The sequence below is a fragment of the Streptomyces sp. SudanB5_2050 genome (assembly GCF_964272335.1).
Taxonomy (GTDB): Bacteria; Actinomycetota; Actinomycetes; order Streptomycetales; family Streptomycetaceae; genus Streptomyces; species Streptomyces rochei.
Genome location: NZ_OZ186760.1, coordinates 5,702,107 through 5,719,085, shown reverse-complemented (window position 1 = coordinate 5,719,085; position 16,979 = coordinate 5,702,107). Strand labels below are relative to the sequence as shown.

13 protein-coding genes are annotated in these 16,979 nt (G+C 70.7%); 1 reads left to right on the top strand and 12 read right to left on the bottom strand.

The window, feature by feature from the left end; genetic code table 11:
- The first annotated feature begins 3 nt into the window (after positions 1 to 3).
- The gene (locus ACFZP7_RS25545; RefSeq protein WP_031015361.1) at positions 4 to 840 is read left to right on the top strand and encodes an Fpg/Nei family DNA glycosylase; all 837 of its coding nucleotides are present in this window, start codon (positions 4 to 6) and stop codon (positions 838 to 840) included.
- A gap of 1 nt (position 841) precedes the next feature.
- Here the strand turns inward: ACFZP7_RS25545 and ACFZP7_RS25540 are convergent, their stop codons facing one another.
- The 12 genes from ACFZP7_RS25540 to ACFZP7_RS25485 all read right to left on the bottom strand — a co-directional run bounded on the left by ACFZP7_RS25540 (position 842) and on the right by ACFZP7_RS25485 (position 16,855).
- A complete protein-coding gene (locus tag ACFZP7_RS25540; protein ID WP_030969321.1) occupies positions 842 to 1,327 on the bottom strand; it encodes an SRPBCC domain-containing protein in 486 nt (161 codons plus the stop codon).
- Positions 1,324 to 1,716: a helix-turn-helix transcriptional regulator gene (locus ACFZP7_RS25535; protein WP_220672487.1), complete on the bottom strand. Its 393-nt coding sequence runs from the start codon at positions 1,714 to 1,716 to the stop codon at positions 1,324 to 1,326. The genes ACFZP7_RS25540 and ACFZP7_RS25535 overlap by 4 nt, the downstream gene beginning before the upstream one ends.
- A gap of 95 nt (positions 1,717 to 1,811) precedes the next feature.
- Positions 1,812 to 2,120: a hypothetical protein gene (locus tag ACFZP7_RS25530; RefSeq protein WP_019325757.1), complete on the bottom strand. Its 309-nt coding sequence runs from the start codon at positions 2,118 to 2,120 to the stop codon at positions 1,812 to 1,814.
- Positions 2,121 to 2,127: 7 nt separating this feature from the next.
- Positions 2,128 to 2,598 (bottom strand): Dps family protein, encoded by a 471-nt coding sequence (locus tag ACFZP7_RS25525; RefSeq protein WP_019325756.1) that lies wholly within the window; start codon positions 2,596 to 2,598, stop codon positions 2,128 to 2,130.
- Between the two features lie 206 nt (positions 2,599 to 2,804).
- A complete protein-coding gene (locus tag ACFZP7_RS25520) occupies positions 2,805 to 3,185 on the bottom strand; it encodes a helix-turn-helix domain-containing protein (protein WP_007387871.1) in 381 nt (126 codons plus the stop codon).
- 109 nt (positions 3,186 to 3,294) lie between these two features.
- The gene (locus tag ACFZP7_RS25515; protein ID WP_031015351.1) at positions 3,295 to 3,840 is read right to left on the bottom strand and encodes a CinA family protein; all 546 of its coding nucleotides are present in this window, start codon (positions 3,838 to 3,840) and stop codon (positions 3,295 to 3,297) included.
- Positions 3,837 to 4,541, bottom strand: coding sequence for a CDP-diacylglycerol--glycerol-3-phosphate 3-phosphatidyltransferase (gene pgsA, locus ACFZP7_RS25510; RefSeq protein WP_019325754.1), 705 nt, complete (start codon positions 4,539 to 4,541; stop codon positions 3,837 to 3,839). Before pgsA ends, ACFZP7_RS25515 begins: the two co-directional genes overlap by 4 nt.
- On the bottom strand, positions 4,538 to 6,028 hold the full coding sequence (gene rimO, locus ACFZP7_RS25505; RefSeq protein ID WP_385635910.1) for a 30S ribosomal protein S12 methylthiotransferase RimO: 1,491 nt from the start codon (positions 6,026 to 6,028) through the stop codon (positions 4,538 to 4,540). Before rimO ends, pgsA begins: the two co-directional genes overlap by 4 nt.
- A 91-nt stretch (positions 6,029 to 6,119) precedes the next feature.
- Positions 6,120 to 6,992, bottom strand: coding sequence for a helix-turn-helix domain-containing protein (locus tag ACFZP7_RS25500; protein WP_220672256.1), 873 nt, complete (start codon positions 6,990 to 6,992; stop codon positions 6,120 to 6,122).
- Positions 6,993 to 7,255: 263 nt separating this feature from the next.
- On the bottom strand, positions 7,256 to 9,988 hold the full coding sequence (locus ACFZP7_RS25495; RefSeq protein ID WP_385635907.1) for a DNA translocase FtsK: 2,733 nt from the start codon (positions 9,986 to 9,988) through the stop codon (positions 7,256 to 7,258).
- A gap of 156 nt (positions 9,989 to 10,144) precedes the next feature.
- Positions 10,145 to 10,819 (bottom strand): two-component system response regulator, encoded by a 675-nt coding sequence (locus ACFZP7_RS25490; protein WP_019325750.1) that lies wholly within the window; start codon positions 10,817 to 10,819, stop codon positions 10,145 to 10,147.
- A 555-nt stretch (positions 10,820 to 11,374) separates the two neighbouring features.
- Positions 11,375 to 16,855, bottom strand: a complete 5,481-nt coding sequence (locus ACFZP7_RS25485; protein WP_125772849.1) for a HAMP domain-containing protein — start codon at positions 16,853 to 16,855, stop codon at positions 11,375 to 11,377.
- Positions 16,856 to 16,979 lie beyond the last annotated feature (124 nt).

Sequence of the window (16,979 nt, the reverse complement as noted above, 5' to 3'; positions counted from 1 at the left end):
CCCATGCCCGAAGGAGACACTGTCTGGCAGGCCGCGCGACGGCTGCACGACGCCCTGGCGGGCCGGGTGCTGACCGTCAGCGACTTCCGCGTCCCCCGGTACGCCACCGTCGACCTCACGGGCCGCGCGGTCCTGGACGTCACCCCGCGCGGCAAGCATCTGCTCGCCCGCGTGGAGGGTGGTCTGACGGTCCACTCGCACCTGCGGATGGACGGCTCCTGGAAGGTGTTCGACGCCGGACGACGCTGGAGCGGCGGCCCGGCGTACCAGATCCGGGCCGTTCTCGGCACCGCGGACCGCACGGCCGTCGGATACCGCCTCCCGGTGCTGGAAGTCCTCCGCACGGCCGACGAGGAGCGCGTCGTCGGCCATCTCGGTCCCGACCTGCTGGGCCCTGACTGGGACCCCGACCAGGCCCTGGCCAACCTGCGCGGCGACCCCGCCCGCCCCCTGGGCGAGGCACTGCTGGACCAGCGCAATCTCGCCGGGGTCGGCAATGTCTACAAGTGCGAACTCTGTTTCCTCCTCGGCGTCACCCCGTGGCTGCCCGTCGGGGATCTGCCCGCCGCGCACGCCGCGAAGGTGCCCGCTCTCGCCCAACGGCTCCTGGAGGCCAACCGCGACCGCCCGGTGCGCCGCACCACGGGCCTGCGCGGCCAGGACCTGTTCGTGTACGGCCGCGCACCCCGGCCCTGTCTGCGCTGCGGCACCTCGATCCGGGTGGCGAACCAGGGCGACGGCTCACGCGACCGCCCCACCTACTGGTGCCCGGTCTGCCAGCACGGCCCCACCCCGGCCGGGCGGGGCCGCGAGTCCGGGCGGGAGCGCGGACGGCGCTGAGTCAGCCGGCGAGCAGACCGTCCATCTGGCCGGCCGCCTCGCGCAGCCCGTCCTCCATGCCCATCTTCATCAGTTGCTCCATCTGGTCCCGGGTGTCGAAGACCGACAGCATCTCCATGCGGGTGCCCCCGTCCCGCTCGGTGAGCGTCACCCTGGTCGCGGTCGTCGGCATGTCGGCGTTCGGAACGCCGTCCTGGTCGGCGAACCCGTCGGTGAACTCCAGGGACGTCGGCGCGTCCACCGTGGCCACCCGCCACCAGCCGCGGTACTTGTCGCCCTCCGGGCCCGTCATGAAGTACGTGACGTCCCCGCCCGGGGTCAGGTCGTGCTGCTCCACCGTCGCCGGGTAGGACGGCGGCCCCCACCAGCGCTCCAGCTGCCTGGGGTCGGCCCACAGCTGCCACACCCGTTCGACGGGGGCGGAGAAGTCGGCGACCAGGGTCAGGGTCAGGTTCTCGAGGTCCTTGTTCAGACTGGTGACGCTCATCGTTCCGGTCCTTCCGTCGGGTTGTGCACACCCGGATCCGCGTCTTCGGCGAGCAGACGGGACATCCGCTCCACCCGGCCGCGCCAGGCCGTCTCGAGTTCGTCCAGGGCCTGACGGGCCCGCTCGACGGCGCCGGGGTCGGTCCGCACCAGCTGCTCCCTTCCTCGGCGCTCCTTGACCACCAGCCCGGCCCGCTCCAGTACCGCCACGTGTTTCTGCACGGCGGCGAAGCTCATCGGATAGGCATCGGCCAGTCGCGACACCGACAGATCGCCTCGCACGCAGCGACGCAGGATGTCACGACGCGTCGTGTCGGCCAGGGCCTGGAACAGGCGGTCCACGCCCTCGTCGGCCCCTGCCGTTTCTCCGGGAATCCCATCTACAACCATTTGGTTGTACGTTATCCCGCTCCCGAGTCCCTGTAAAGCGCTGCTCGACCGACACTCCACGCCGGCTCGAACCCCGCCGGGCCGAGCCCGCCGGTTCAAGGGAGCCCGCCCCGGCCGGTCCGTCCCTCGCCGGGACCCGCGTCCGCACGGGTCGCCCTCGACGCCGCTCGGCCGCCCAGAGCCGTGAACAGGGCCCGCCGCCAGCGCTCCCGCCCCACGGCCCCCGCCGCCTGCCGCCGGGGCACACAGTGCACCGGCAGCACGCTCAGGCCCCAGCCGCCGACCGCGACGGCCCCTTCGAGGACGCCGGCGCCGGGTTCCAGCGCCAGGCGCAGCACGGCCCACCACCACAGCGCGCCCAGCCCCAGCGCGGCCGCCCGGCGCGCCGCCCGCGCCGACACCACGGCCGGGTCAGCCGTTCCCCGCCTGGAACATCCAGTGCTGCTTCTCCAGATCGGCCGTGATCTGGATGAAAATGTCCTGGCTCACCGGGTCGGGGTCGCCGGTCGCCGCGATCCGCTCCCGCATCCGAGTGATCACCGCGCCCAGCGCGTCCACGATCGTCTGTACCGCCGTGGTGTCGTCGACCCACCCCTCCGGCGTCACGTCGATGCCGCTGCCGACGGCCACGGTCGCGGCGCGCCCGTCGGGCGAGACACCCAGCGCCGAGGCACGCTCGGCCACCGTGTCCGAGTGCGCGCGCGCCGTGTCGACGAGTTCGTCGAGCTGGAGGTGGACGGAGCGGAACCGCGGGCCGACCACGTTCCAGTGGATCTGCTTGGCCACCAGGGCCAGGTCCACCAGATCGACGAGGCCGCCCTGCAGCGCCTCGGAGACGGTCTTCAGGTTCGCGTCGGACAACGGGCTCTTCACGACGTACATCCACACCTCCGTCGGTCGGCCCCCGGGCCGCTCCCGCCGCGGCCAGTAGTCCCTCCACGATGACCGCACCGCCGAAGACCGGCAAACCGGGCATACTTCCGTGTCCACCGCCGTTCCGTGTCCGCGCACGCAAAAACCCCGACCGCACCTCCCCGGTCTCCCGGAGAAGCCCCGGCCGGGGCCTCACACGCACACGTTCGCAGCGCTCAGGCGGCGACGACGTCCACCGCTTCGGCGGGCGCCTTGATGGTCACCCGTTCCGGTGGCACACCGGTCACCGACACGGAACCAAGCATCGGGCGAACCGGCGCGGGCACGGTCTCGCTGGGCGTGGCCGCAGCGGACTGGGCCAGCTCGGCGAGCGCGAGCTCGTCGCTCACTTCCCGCATGAGTTCGGACATCCGTACGTCCAGCGCGTCGCAGATGGCGGAGAGCAGTTCGGAAGAGGCCTCCTTCTGCCCCCGCTCCACCTCGGAGAGATAGCCGAGTGAGACTCGGGCGGACGAGGAGACTTCGCGCAGAGTACGGCCCTGGCGTTGGCGCTGCCGACGCAGCACGTCACCCAGCAGGCGACGGAGCAGAATCATCGGTGGCTCCCTCCTCGGACCGCGTAACCGCATCCTTCACGCCCCACCGTACCGCCTCGCGCCGCGGCCGTGCGGGGAGCGATGTCGTGTTCACTCAGGGCTGCAAACATCAAAACCCCCCGTTCCGTTCCGTATCCTGTGCCCGCTCATTCCCGGTCTGTTCGCCCGCAAGCCCCCTCATGAGGAGTGCGAGTACGCTCCGTACACTCTCCATACGAATTTCCGCGCGATCGCCGTTCAACCGCAGCGCCTCCACTTTTCCGCCACGGGCGGAACCGTCGTCCCCCGTGAACGGCCCGTCGACGGCCACGAAAACCGTGCCGACGGGCTGTCCGTCCTGAGGGTCCGGGCCGGCCACACCCGTCGTCGCGATACCCCAGTCGGCGCCCAGCGCCTTCCGCACTCCCGCCGCCATCTGGGCGGCGACCTGCGGATCCACCGCTCCGCGCGCCGTGAGAAGCTCACCGTCCACACCGAGCAGGTCCCGCTTCAGCTCCGTCGCATAGGCGGTGACCGATCCCCGGAATGCCTTGGAGGCCCCCGGGACCGAAGTGATCCCGGCCGCCACCAGCCCACCGGTCAGCGACTCGGCGACCGCCAGGGTCTCGCCCCTGACCGTGAGTAGCCGCACCACGTCGGCGGCTGTGGAACTCAAACTTCCGTCTCCTTCAACGCCGCTCTGCGCTCGGCGATTCCCCGGCGGCGCAGCACAATGGCCTGTTTCACGTAGTCCAGCCCGGTCGCCACGGTCAGCACCACCGCCGCCGCCATCACCCAGAACCTCAGGGTCGCCAGCGGCCCCGTCAGCGCCAGGACGTACATGCCGACGGCGACACCCTGAGTGAGCGTCTTGAGCTTGCCGCCCCGGCTGGCCGGGATGACGCCGTACCGGATGACCACGAAACGCAGCACGGTGATCCCGAGTTCCCGGCCGAGGATGACGGCCGTCACCCACCAGGGCAGATCACCGAGGGAGGACAGACAGATGAGCGCCGCCCCCATGATCGCCTTGTCGGCGATGGGGTCGGCGATCTTCCCGAAGTCGGTGACGAGGTTGTAGGTGCGCGCCAGATGGCCGTCGAACAGGTCGGTGATCATGGCGATGGCGAAGGCGGCCCAGGCGAACGAGCGCCAGGCGGGGTCGTACCCGCCGTTGCCCAGCATCAGCGCGACGAAGGCCGGCACCAGGAGCAGTCGGAGCATCGTCAGCAGATTGGCGACGTTCCACACGCTCGCCTGGTTGACGGCGGCCGCGGCGATCTTGCCGCCGCGCCCGGCGGCACCGCCCTCGGTCGAACCCCCGGTCCTGCGCGCACCGGAGGAACCGCCGGCCGCGGACGCCGGGACACCCGTCATCTGCCGGCCTCCTCACTCCACGCGGGCGACACCGGCAGCGGCTCGGCCACCAGATCGACACCCTCCGTACCGACCACCTTCGCCTCGACCATACTTCCGACCCGCAGACCTTCGCCGCTCGTGAGCAGCACCTGGCCGTCGGTCTCGGGTGCCTGGTGCTCGGCGCGGCCCCGGACGCCGTCCCCCTCGTCGGCGGAGTCGTCGGACTCCACGGACTCCACGAGGACCCGCACGGTGGCGCCCACCCGCTCCTCGGCGCGCTGCGAGACCAGTTCCTCGGCGAGGCGGGAGACCCGTGCCAGCCGCTCGGCGACGACGTCCTCGTCCAGCTTGTCGTCGTAGGTCGCCGCCTCGGTGCCCTCCTCGTCGGAGTAGCCGAAGACGCCGATGGCGTCCAGCCGCGCGTGGTTCAGGAACCGCTCCAGCTCGGCGAGGTCGGAGTCGCTCTCGCCGGGGAAGCCGACGATGAAGTTGGAGCGCACGCCGGCCTCGGGCGCCTTGCTCCGGATGGTGTCCAGCAGCTCCAGGAAGCGGTCGGTGTCGCCGAAGCGGCGCATCGCGCGCAGCACGTTCGGCGCGGAGTGCTGGAAGGAGAGGTCGAAGTAGGGCACGACCTTGGGCGTGGAGGTCAGGACGTCGATCAGACCGGGGCGCATCTCGGCCGGCTGGAGGTAGCTGACCCGCACCCGCTCGATGCCCTCGACCTCGGCCAGGTTCGGCAGCAGGGACTCCAGCAGACGGATGTCGCCGAGGTCCTTGCCGTAGGAGGTGTTGTTCTCGGAGACCAGCATGATCTCCTTGACGCCCTGCTCGGCCAGCCACCGCGTCTCGTTCAGCACGTCGCTGGGGCGGCGCGAGATGAAGGAGCCGCGGAAGGACGGGATGGCGCAGAAGGAGCAGCGCCGGTCGCAGCCGGAGGCCAGCTTCACGGAGGCGACCGGCGCACCGTCCAGGCGGCGACGGAGCGGAGCGCGGGGGCCGGAGGCGGGCGCGACGCCCTCGGGGAGGTCGGCCGGCGCGTGCCCGGGCAGGGCGACGGAGGCACCGGCCTCCTGGCGCTCGGCGGGGCTGATCGGCAGCAGCTTGCGCCGGTCGCGCGGGGTGTGGGCGGCGTGGATGCCGCCGCTGAGGATGGTCTGCAGGCGGTCGGAGATGTCGGCGTAGTCGTCGAAGCCGAGGACGCCGTCGGCCTCGGGCAGGGCCTCGGCCAGCTCCTTGCCGTACCGCTCGGCCATGCAGCCCACCGCCACGACGGCCTGCGTTCTTCCGTGGCCCTTGAGGTCGTTGGCCTCCAGGAGGGCGTCCACGGAGTCCTTCTTGGCGGCCTCGACGAAGCCGCACGTGTTCACGACGGCGACGTCCGCTTCCTCGGCGTCGTCGACGAGCTTCCAGCCGTCCGCCTCCAGACGGCCTGCGAGCTCCTCCGAGTCCACCTCGTTACGGGCGCAGCCAAGGGTGACGAGTGCGACGGTGCGGCTTTCAGGCATGGGCTCAAGACTACTTCGTCCCGCGGACACCCCACGTCGACGGGGTTGGCCGATCCTGGCCAACCCCGTGGTGACTCGTCCCCTCGGTCCCTTATCCGACCTGCGGGTCGCCCTTCGTGTAGGTCAGGCGCTCCACGGCGCCCGGCTGGAAGTCGTCCTCGATCTTCTTGCCGTTGACGTAGAGCTCGATGGCACCGGCGTCGCCGAGGACGAGCTTGACCTTCTCGCTGTCCTGGAAGGTCTTCGAGTCGCCCTGTTCGAGGATGTCGTCGAAGAGCAGCCGGCCGTTGTGGTCCTGGGCGGAGATCCAGCTGCGCCCGTCGGCGGCGGTGACCTTGACGGTCACCTTGTCCCGGGGCGCGGCGGCGATGGCGCTGTCGCTCGGCTCCGGCTTGGGGTCGGCGGGCTTCTTCGGCTTGGCGCTCGCCGAGGCGGACTCGCCCGCCGACGGCTGGGCGCCCTCGGCGACGCTCGCCTCGTTGCCGCCGTCGTCGCCGCCCTTGACGAAGGAGAAGCCGACGAAGCCGATCACCGCGACGATCGCGGCGACCATGGCGGCGGTCCAGTTGGGTCCGCGCCGCTCCGGACGGATGCGTTCCGCCTCGAACAGGGGCGCGGCCGGGGTCGGTGCCGGGCGCCCGCCGTGGTCGGCGTCGAACTGTGCGACCAGTTCGGCCGGGTCGAGACCGACGGCCTTGGCGAGGGTCCTGATGTGACCGCGCGCGTAGACGTCTCCGCCGCAGGGGGCGAAGTCGTCCGCCTCGATGGCGTGCACGATGGCGATCCGGACACGGGTGGCGGTGGAGATGTCGTCGACGGTCAGCCCGGCGGCGATCCGGGCCTGCTGCAGGGCACGGCCGACGGAGGGGCCCGGTTCCCGGGGGGCGTCGTCGGCCTCGTCAGGAACGGCTGGGGACACGTCTGCGATCGGACGCTCGTCTTCAGGGGAGTTGCCGATGGACACGGGGGCGCCTTTCGAGCGTTTAGCCGCCTGTGCTGGACGTTCAGTCTAGGGGGGGTGCGAACGGGTGGGGCAACCGGGCGGTACGACTTTGTACGCCATCGGTATGGCCCGGCATCCCGATGGTGGACTATCCGTTTGTCGCTTCCCTCAACTTGACGTTGGCCATGGGGAAACGGTTGCTCAATGATCCCTAACGGGTGAGTCACGATCGGCCGGCCGGCCGCCCTGACCCTCCGCCGGGAAAACCCTTCGCCTACCGTTCCCTACCCCTCAGACTCCCCCCGGATCACGGCGAGCACTCCGTCCAGCTCGTCAGGCTTCACAAGAACGTCACGAGCCTTCGAACCCTCGCTGGGCCCGACGATGTTGCGCGACTCCATCAGGTCCATCAGACGCCCGGCCTTGGCGAAGCCGACGCGCAGCTTGCGCTGGAGCATGGAGGTCGACCCGAACTGGGTGGAGACGACCAGCTCGGCCGCCTGGCACAGCAGGTCGAGGTCGTCGCCGATGTCCTCGTCGATCTCCTTCTTCTGCTTGGTGCCGACGGTGACGTCGTCCCGGAAGACGGGCGCCATCTGCTCCTTGCAGTGCCGGACGACCGCCTGGACCTCCTCCTCGGTCACGAAGGCGCCCTGCATACGGGTCGGCTTGTTGGCGCCCATCGGCAGGAAGAGGCCGTCGCCCTTGCCGATCAGCTTCTCGGCGCCGGGCTGGTCGAGGATGACCCGCGAGTCGGCGAGCGAGGACGTGGCGAAGGCCAGCCGCGAGGGCACGTTGGCCTTGATCAGACCGGTGACGACGTCCACGGAGGGCCGCTGCGTGGCCAGCACCAGGTGGATGCCGGCCGCGCGCGCGAGCTGCGTGATCCGCACGATGGCGTCCTCGACGTCGCGCGGCGCCACCATCATCAGGTCGGCCAGCTCGTCCACGATCACCAGCAGGTACGGGTACGGCTGCAGCTCCCGCTCGCTGCCCTCGGGCGGCTTGACCTTGCCCTCGCGCACCGCGCGGTTGAAGTCGTCGATGTGCCGGTAGCCGTACGCCGCCAGGTCGTCGTACCGGAGGTCCATCTCGCGCACGACCCACTGGAGCGCCTCGGCGGCCCGCTTCGGGTTGGTGATGATCGGCGTGATCAGGTGCGGGATGCCCTCGTACGCGGTCAGCTCGACGCGCTTGGGGTCGACCAGGATCATCCGGACGTCCTCCGGGGTCGCCCGCATCATGATCGAGGTGATCAGGCAGTTGATGCAGGACGACTTGCCGGAGCCGGTGGCGCCCGCGACCAGCATGTGCGGCATCTTCGCCAGCGAGTGCATGACGTAGCCGCCCTCGACGTCCTTGCCGAAGGCGACCAGCATCGGGTCGTCGTCCTCGGCGGACTCGGCCAGCCTCAGCACGTCGCCGAGGTTGACCATCTCCCGGTCGGTGTTGGGGATCTCGATGCCGACCGCGGACTTGCCGGGGATCGGGCTGATGATCCGCACGTCGGGGCTGGCGACCGCGTAGGCGATGTTCTTGGCCAGCGCGGTGATCCGCTCGACCTTCACGGCGGGGCCGAGCTCCACCTCGTAGCGGGTGACCGTCGGCCCGCGGGTGAAGCCGGTGACGGCGGCGTCGACCTTGAACTCGGTGAAGACGGTGGTCAGCGAGGCGACTATGGCGTCGTTGGCGGCGCTGCGCGCCTTGCCGGGGCCGCCCCGCGTGAGCAGGTCAAGGGCCGGCAGCGAGTAGGTGATGTCTCCGGAGAGCTGGAGCTGCTCGGCACGCGGCGGAAGCTCCCGCTCCTGCGGGGGCGGCGTCTTGGTGAGGTCCGGGACGCCCGACTTCTCCTCGGTGACGTCCTTCTTGAGCTTCCCCGGCTGCGGACGCGCCGCCGGGACCGGTGTCGGGGTCGGCGCCGACGACTCCCGCTCCCCCGTGCCCACGCCCTGGGTGAGGTCGGCGACCAGCGGGGACGGCGGCATGCCGTGCAGTACGGCGCCGTCGAGGGCGGCGGCCGCGGCGGCGGCGACGTCCACGGCGTCCGGCTGCCGGTCCATGTCGGGCTGCGGCACGGCGGACCGCCGGGGCCTGGTGCGGCGCCGGGCGAGCGCCTCCTGCTCCGCCCCCTCGGGGTCGTACGGCTCGGCGGCCGGTGCCGCGCGCCTGCGGGACCGGGCGGGCAGCGCCTCGCGCCACTGTTCGTCGTACCGGTCGTCGTCGCCCGGGAACTCCTCGGCCTCCGCGTCGCGGAGGAGGCCCAGCCGTACGCCGAGCTGCCGCAGCCGCTGCGGGACGGCGTTGACCGGCGTGGCCGTGACGACCAGCAGCCCGAAGACGGTGAGCAGCACGAGCAGCGGCACGGCGAGGACGTCCGTCATGGTGTACGACAGCGGAGTCGCCGCGCCCCAGCCGATGAGGCCGCCGGCGTCCCTTATCGCGTGCATGCCGTCGCCCCGCGCCGGTGAGCCGCAGGCGATGTGCACCTGCCCCAGGACGCCCACCACGAGCGCGGACAGGCCGATCACGATCCGGCCGTTGGCCTCGGGTTTCTCCGGGTGCCGGATCAGACGTACGGCGATGGCGCCGAGCAGGATCGGGACCAGCAGGTCGAGCCGGCCGAAGGCGCCGGTGACCAGGATCTCGACGAGGTCGCCGACGGGGCCCTTGAGGTCGGCCCAGGTGCCCGCGGCGACGATGAGGCAGATGCCGAGCAGCAGCAGGGCGACACCGTCCTTGCGGTGTGCCGGGTCGAGGTTCTTCGCGCCCTGCCCTATGCCGCGGAAGACGGCGCCGACGGCGTGCGCGACGCCCAGCCAGAGGGCGCGCACGACCCGGTAGACGCCTCCGGTCGGGCTGGGCGCCGCCTTGGGCCCGGGCTTCTTCGCCGGGGCCTTCTTGGCGACTGCCTTCTTCGCGGGCGCTTTCTTGGCGGGTGCCTTTTTCGCCGGACCCTTCGCGGGAGCGGCCGCCTTCTTCGCGGGCTGCTTCTTGGCTGCGGAGGGACGTGAGGCCATGGGTGTGAGGTTACCGGGGGAGACGGCGGTCGACACGTGTGCCCACCGCTTCACCCGTTCGTGTCGTCCTCGAACGAGAGCGGAACTGACGCGTCCGGGGCCGCGCCTGATGCGGATTCACCCCACGCGCCGCGCGGACGGCCGCGCCGACCGCGGTCAGTTGACCGCGGCCTGGCCTCCGGACGTGCCCGGCTCCAAGGCGTCCAGCGCCCGCCGCAGCCCCGTGAGCTTGCGCTCCAGATGCGCCGCGGTCGCCACCGCCGCCGCGTCCGTCGACTCGTCCCCCAGCTGCTTGGAGAGCGCCTCGGCCTGTTCCTCGACGGCCGCCAGCCGCGCCGACAGCTCGGCGAGCAGCCCCGCCGGCTCCTTGGCCTCGCCGGCCGCCTCCTTGCCGCCGCCCTCCAACTGGAGCCGCAGCAGCGCCGCCTGCTCACGCAGCTGGCAGTTCTTCATGTACAGCTCGACGAAGACGGAGACCTTCGCGCGCAGCACCCACGGGTCGAACGGCTTGGAGATGTAGTCCACCGCGCCCGCCGCGTACCCGCGGAAGGTGTGGTGCGGGCCGTGGTTGATCGCGGTGAGGAAGATGATCGGGATGTCCCGCGTCCGCTCCCGTCGCTTGATGTGGGCGGCGGTCTCGAAACCGTCCATGCCCGGCATCTGGACGTCCAGCAGAATGACCGCGAAGTCGTCCGTGAGCAGTGCTTTGAGCGCTTCCTCCCCGGACGATGCCCGCACCAGCGTCTGATCGAGCGCCGAGAGGATCGCCTCCAGCGCCAGCAGATTCTCCGGCCGGTCATCGACCAGGAGGATCTTGGCCTTCTGCACCATGGCCCGCCCTCCTCGCCCCGGCGTGGGGCCTCCCCTGTCCGCAGGACTTGGGACGGCACCGGCGGGCGCCGCCCCAGGGGACGACTCCCTTGCGCCGCCCGTCCTTGTGCCGGTCATCGTAGCCGCACCCCGCCTGTCGACACACCCTGTCACCGCGATGTCACTGTGCACGTAGCAGAAACGCGGCAGGAGACCAGAAGGTTCCCCGAATCCCGCGTCTCTACACGGCTCCGGGCACACTGAGTCAGCGACTCGCGCACCCCGGGTCCGCTCCACGTGCGTACCCCCACGTTCGCACACGGGCCGGGTCCGCCGTGCGGACGGTACCCGTTCACGCCTCCGGGAGCGGGCCGCGACACGCCGCCGAGGGGCCGCGACCCGGCCCTGCCCGGCAACGCTGCCCGCAGGTACCGCGGTCACGCTGCCCGAGCGGGCCGCCCCCTCGCCCGCGAGGACCGGACCGCCGGCCGGACCGCCGCCCGGGCCGTACTCCCGCCGGGCGAGCCGCACCCGCCGGGCGGGCCGGCGAGCGGCCCGCACCGCGAGCACCCGGCCTCACTCCTCCCGCATCCACTGCTGCATCACCGTCAGCAGGTGGTCGGGGTCGACGGGCTTGGTCACATAGTCGGAGGCGCCCGACTCGATGGCCTTCTCCCGGTCGCCCTTCATCGCCTTCGCGGTCAGCGCGATGATCGGCAGCCCGGCGAACTGCGGCATCCGGCGGATCGCCGTCGTCGTCGCGTACCCGTCCATCTCCGGCATCATGATGTCCATCAGGACGACCGCCACGTCCTCGTGCTGCTCCAGCACCTCGATGCCCTCGCGCCCGTTCTCGGCGTAGAGCACCGACAGGCCGTGCTGCTCCAGCACGCTGGTGAGCGCGAACACGTTGCGGATGTCGTCGTCCACGATGAGCACCTTCTGCCCGCCGAACCGGATACCGCGGCTCGACTGCGGCGCGGACTCGTCCCGCTCGGCGGCCGACTGCTGCTCCGGCTGGGCGGCGGACCGCTCCTCGGCCTCCGCCACGGCGCGGCGCCGGCGCCGGAAGAGCGACGGGACACCGTTGCGGTAGTCGTCGTACGACTTGGCCTCGGCGGGCGGTTCGGCCGACGCGCCGGGCAGCGCCAGGTCGGCGCCCGGCGTGGCGAGCGACCCTCCGGACTCCGGCGCCGGAAGCGCCTGCTGGTAACCGTGCGCGGGCAGCTCGCTCGGGTGCAGCGGCAGGTACAGCGTGAACGTCGACCCGCGGCCCGGCTCGCTCTGGGCGTGGATCTCACCGCCCAGCAACTGCGCGATCTCCCGCGAGATGGACAGCCCCAGCCCCGTACCGCCGTACTTGCGGCTGGTGGTGCCATCGGCCTGCTTGAACGCCTCGAAGATCACCCGCATCTTGCTGGCCGCGATCCCGATGCCCGTGTCGCTCACCGAGAACGCGATGAGTTCCGCGTCCGGGTCGGACATCGAACCGGCCTCCAGCAACTGCTCCCGGATGGCCTGGGGCACGTCGTCCCGGGCCGGGCGGATGACCAGCTCCACCGCTCCCGAGTCGGTGAACTTCACCGCGTTGGACAGCAGGTTGCGCAGCACCTGGAGGAGTCGCTGCTCGTCGGTGTGCAGCGTGGCGGGCAGTTCCGGCGACACCCGCACCGACAGGTCCAGCCCCTTCTCCGCGGTCAGCGGCCGGAAGGTGGCCTCCACGTAGTCCACGAGCTGGACGAGTGCGATGCGCGTCGGGGAGACGTCCATCTTGCCCGCCTCGACCTTCGACAGGTCGAGGATGTCGTTGATGAGCTGGAGCAGGTCGGAACCGGCGCCGTGGATGGTCTCGGCGAACTCGACCTGCTTCGGGGACAGGTTGGCGTCCGCGTTGTCGGCGAGCAGCTTGGCGAGGATCAGCAGCGAGTTGAGCGGCGTACGCAGCTCGTGCGACATGTTGGCCAGGAACTCGCTCTTGTACCGCATGGAGACCGCGAGTTGCTCGGCGCGCTCCTCCAGGACCTGCCGCGCCTCCTCGATCTCGGTGTTCTTGACCTCGATGTCGCGGTTCTGCTGCGCCAGCAGCTCGGCCTTCTCCTCCAGTTCGGCGTTGGACGACTGGAGTGCCTTCTGCCGCTGCTCCAACTCCTCGGACCGCTCGCGCAGTTGCTCGGTCAGCTCCTGCGACTGCTTCAGCAGCAGCTCCGTCTTGGTGTTGACGGAGATGGTGTTGACGCTGGTCGCGATCATCTCGGCGATCTGGTTGAGGAAGTCCTTCTGGATCTGCGTGAACGGGGTGAACGACGCCAGCTCGATGACGCCGAGCACCTGCCCCTCGAACAGCACCGGCAGGACGATCACCTGGGCGGGCGGCGCCTCGCCGAGCCCGGAGGAGATCTTCAGGTAGCCGCTCGGCGCGTTCTCCACCAGGATCGTGCGCTTCTCCTGCGCGGCCGTTCCGACCAGCGCCTCCCCCGGCCGGAACGAGGTCGGCATCGAGCCCATCGAGTAGCCGTACGACCCGAGCATGCGCAGCTCGTACTGATCGCCTTCGGCGCCGGCCTGCTCCTGCCCCTCGGCCGGCGGCATGGCGAGGAAGAAGGCGCCGTGCTGCGCGGAGACCACCGGGGTCAGCTCGCTCATGATCAGCGAGGCCACGTCCTGGAGGTCCCGGCGGCCCTGCATCAGGCCGGAGATCCGGGCCAGATTGCCCTTGAGCCAGTCCTGCTCCTTGTTGGCGATCGTGGTGTCGCGCAGGTTGGCGATCATCTTGTTGATGTAGTCCTGGAGTTCCTGGATCTCCCCGGAGGCATCCACGTCGATCTTCAGGTTCAGGTCGCCGCGGGTCACCGCGGTCGCCACGCGCGCGATGGCCCGCACCTGCCGGGTGAGGTTCCCGGCCATCTCGTTCACGGACTCCGTCAGGTCCCGCCAGGTGCCGTCGACGTCCCGCACGCGTGCCTGACCGCCGAGCTGCCCCTCGGTGCCCACCTCGCGGGCCACCCGGGTGACCTCCTCGGCGAAGGACGACAGCTGGTCCACCATCGTGTTGATGGTCGTCTTCAGCTCCAGGATCTCGCCGCGCGCGTCGATGTCGATCTTCTTGGTGAGGTCGCCCTTGGCGATGGCCGTGGTCACCATGGCGATGTTGCGCACCTGACCGGTCAGGTTGGACGCCATCTGGTTCACCGACTCGGTGAGGTCCTTCCAGGTGCCCGCCACACCGGGCACGTGCGCCTGGCCGCCCAGGATGCCGTCCGTGCCCACCTCCCGGGCCACCTTGGTGACCTGGTCGGCGAAGGAGCTGAGCGTCTTCACCATGGTGTTGAAGGTGTCGGCGAGCTGCGCGACCTCGCCGCGCGCCTCGATCGTCACCGTCCGCGTCAGGTCGCCGTTGGCGACGGCGGCGGCCACCTGGGAGATGTTCCGCACCTGCACGGTGAGGTTCTTCGCCATCAGGTTGACGTTGTCGCTGAGGTCCTTCCAGATGCCCACCACGCCGGGCACGTGCGCCTGACCGCCCAAGATGCCCTCCGTGCCCACCTCCCGGGCCACCCGGGTCACCTGCTCGGCGAAGGACGACAGCTGGTCGACCATGGTGTTGACGGTGGTGACCAGCTCGAGGATCTCGCCCTTGGCGTCGACGGTGATCTTCTTCGACAGGTCGCCCTTGGCGACGGCCGTCGTGACCTCGGCGATGTTGCGGACCTGCATGGTCAGGTTGTTGGCCATGCCGTTCACGGACTGCGTGAGGTCCTTCCAGGTGCCGGAGACGCCCTGCACCTCCGCCTGGCCGCCGAGGATGCCCTCGGTGCCCACCTCGCGCGCGACGCGCGTGACCTCCTGGGCGAAGGACGACAGCTGGTCCACCATCGTGTTCAGCGTGTTCTTCAGCTCCAGGATCTCCCCGCGCGCGTCCACGGTGATCTTCTGGGAGAGGTCACCGCGCGCCACCGCCGTCGCGACCTGCGCGATGTTGCGCACCTGCGCGGTGAGGTTCCCGGCCATGCCGTTCACCGAGTCGGTCAGGTCGCGCCACACGCCGGCGACGCCGGGCACCTGCGCCTGACCGCCGAGCCGGCCCTCCGTACCCACCTCGCGGGCCACCCGCGTGACCTGCTCCGCGAAGCTCGACAGCTGGTCCACCATCGTGTTGATGGTGTTCTTCAGCTCCAGGATCTCGCCGCGCGCGTCGACGTCGATCTTCTGGGACAGGTCACCGCGCGCCACCGCCGTCGTCACCTGCGCGATGTTCCTCACCTGACCGGTCAGGTTGGACGCCATCGAGTTGACGGAGTCCGTCAGCTCCTTCCACGTGCCCGACACCCCGTCGACCCGCGCCTGACCGCCCAGGCGGCCCTCCGTGCCCACGTCCCGGGCCATCCGCGTCACCTGGTCGGCGAAGGACGACAGCTGGTCCACCATCGTGTTCACGGTGTTCTTCAGCTGGAGCATCTCGCCGGAGACGTCCACGGTGACCTTCTGCGACAGGTCGCCGTTGGCCACCGCCGTCGTCACCTGGGCGATGTTCCTCACCTGACCGGTGAGGTTCCGGAAGGCGGTGTTGACGGAGTCCGTCAGGTCCTTCCAGGTACCCGCCGCCCCTGGCACCTGCGCCTGACCGCCCAGCTCACCCTCGACACCGACCTCGCGGGCCACTCGCGTGACCTCGGCGCCGAAGGCGGACAGCTGGTCGACCATCGTGTTGACGGTGTTCTTCAGCTCCAGCATCTCGCCGGCCACGTCCACGGTGACCTTCTGCGACAGGTCACCGCTGGCCACCGCCGTCGTCACCGCGGCGATGTCCCGCACCTGGGTGGTCAGGTTCCGGAAGACGGTGTTGACGGAGTCCGTCAGGTCCTTCCAGATGCCGGCCGCGCCCGGCACGTTCGCCTGACCGCCGAGCTGCCCCTCGCCACCGGTCTCGTTGGCGACGCGCGTCACCTCGTCCGCGAAGATCCGCAGCGTCTCGGTCATCTGGTTGATCGTCTCGGCGAGCTGCGCGACCTCGCCGCGGGCCGGCACCGTCACCTTCTTCGACAGGTCACCGTTGGCGACCGCCGTCGTCACGTGGGAGATCTCCCGCACCTGGGCCGTCAGGTTCCCGGCCATGGTGTTGACGGAGTCGGTCAGCTCCTTCCACACCCCGGCCACGCCCGGCACCTGGGCCTGCCCGCCCAGGGCTCCCTCGGTGCCGACCTCCCGGGCGACGCGCGTCACCTCGGAGGAGAACGCGGAGAGCTGGTCCACCATCGTGTTGACGGTGTTCTTCAGCTCCAGCATCTCGCCGGCCACGTGCACCGTGACCTTCCGGGACAGGTCACCCTTGGCCACCGCCGTCGTCACCAGGGCGATGTCCCGCACCTGAGCGGTGAGCCGGTACGCCATCGTGTTGACGGAGTCCGTCAGGTCCTTCCACGACCCGGACATACCGCGCACCCGGGCCTGCCCGCCGAGCTTGCCCTCGGTACCGACCTCGCTGGCGACCCGCGTGACCTCGTCCGTGAACGTCGACAACTGGTCGACCAGGTTGTTCACGGTCCGCCCGACCTTCAGGAACTCCCCGCGCAGCGGCTGCCCGGCGCCCTCCGCCGTCTGCGTGCGCAGCTCCATGCGCGGCGACAGATCACCTTCCGCCACCGCCGACAGCACCCGGCTGACCTCGGAGACCGGTCGTACGAGGTCGTCGACGAGCGCGTTCGAGTTGTCGATCGCGGCCGCCCAGGACCCCTCGCAGGCCCCCGTCTCCAGCCGTTCCGTGAGCTTCCCCTCACGTCCGACCACCCGCCGCACTCGGGCCAGCTCGCCCGTGAGGTGCAGATTGCGGTCGGCGACCTCGTTGAAGACCGCCGCGATCTCCGACATCACGCCGTCGCCGGACACCGTCAGCCGCTTGCGGAAGTTCCCCTCCCGCATCGCCACCAGGGCCGCCAGCAGCCGGTTCAGCGCGGCCGTGTCCACCGTCGTACTGCCGCCCCGCGTCCTGCCCTGGTTACTCAGGGACTGTCCGCCTTTCGCGCGCGCCTTAGTGCCCCGCGTCGCTGCGCCAGACTCCACTGTGTCCCTCCCGCAGGGGTCGACCTTTACTGCTGTGCCCGGCCGCCACCGCTCGGCGGACCGGTTGCTGCCGCGTACTTCCTGTGCCGCGCGCGGTCCGCCGGCTTCGCCGGACCGCCTTCCG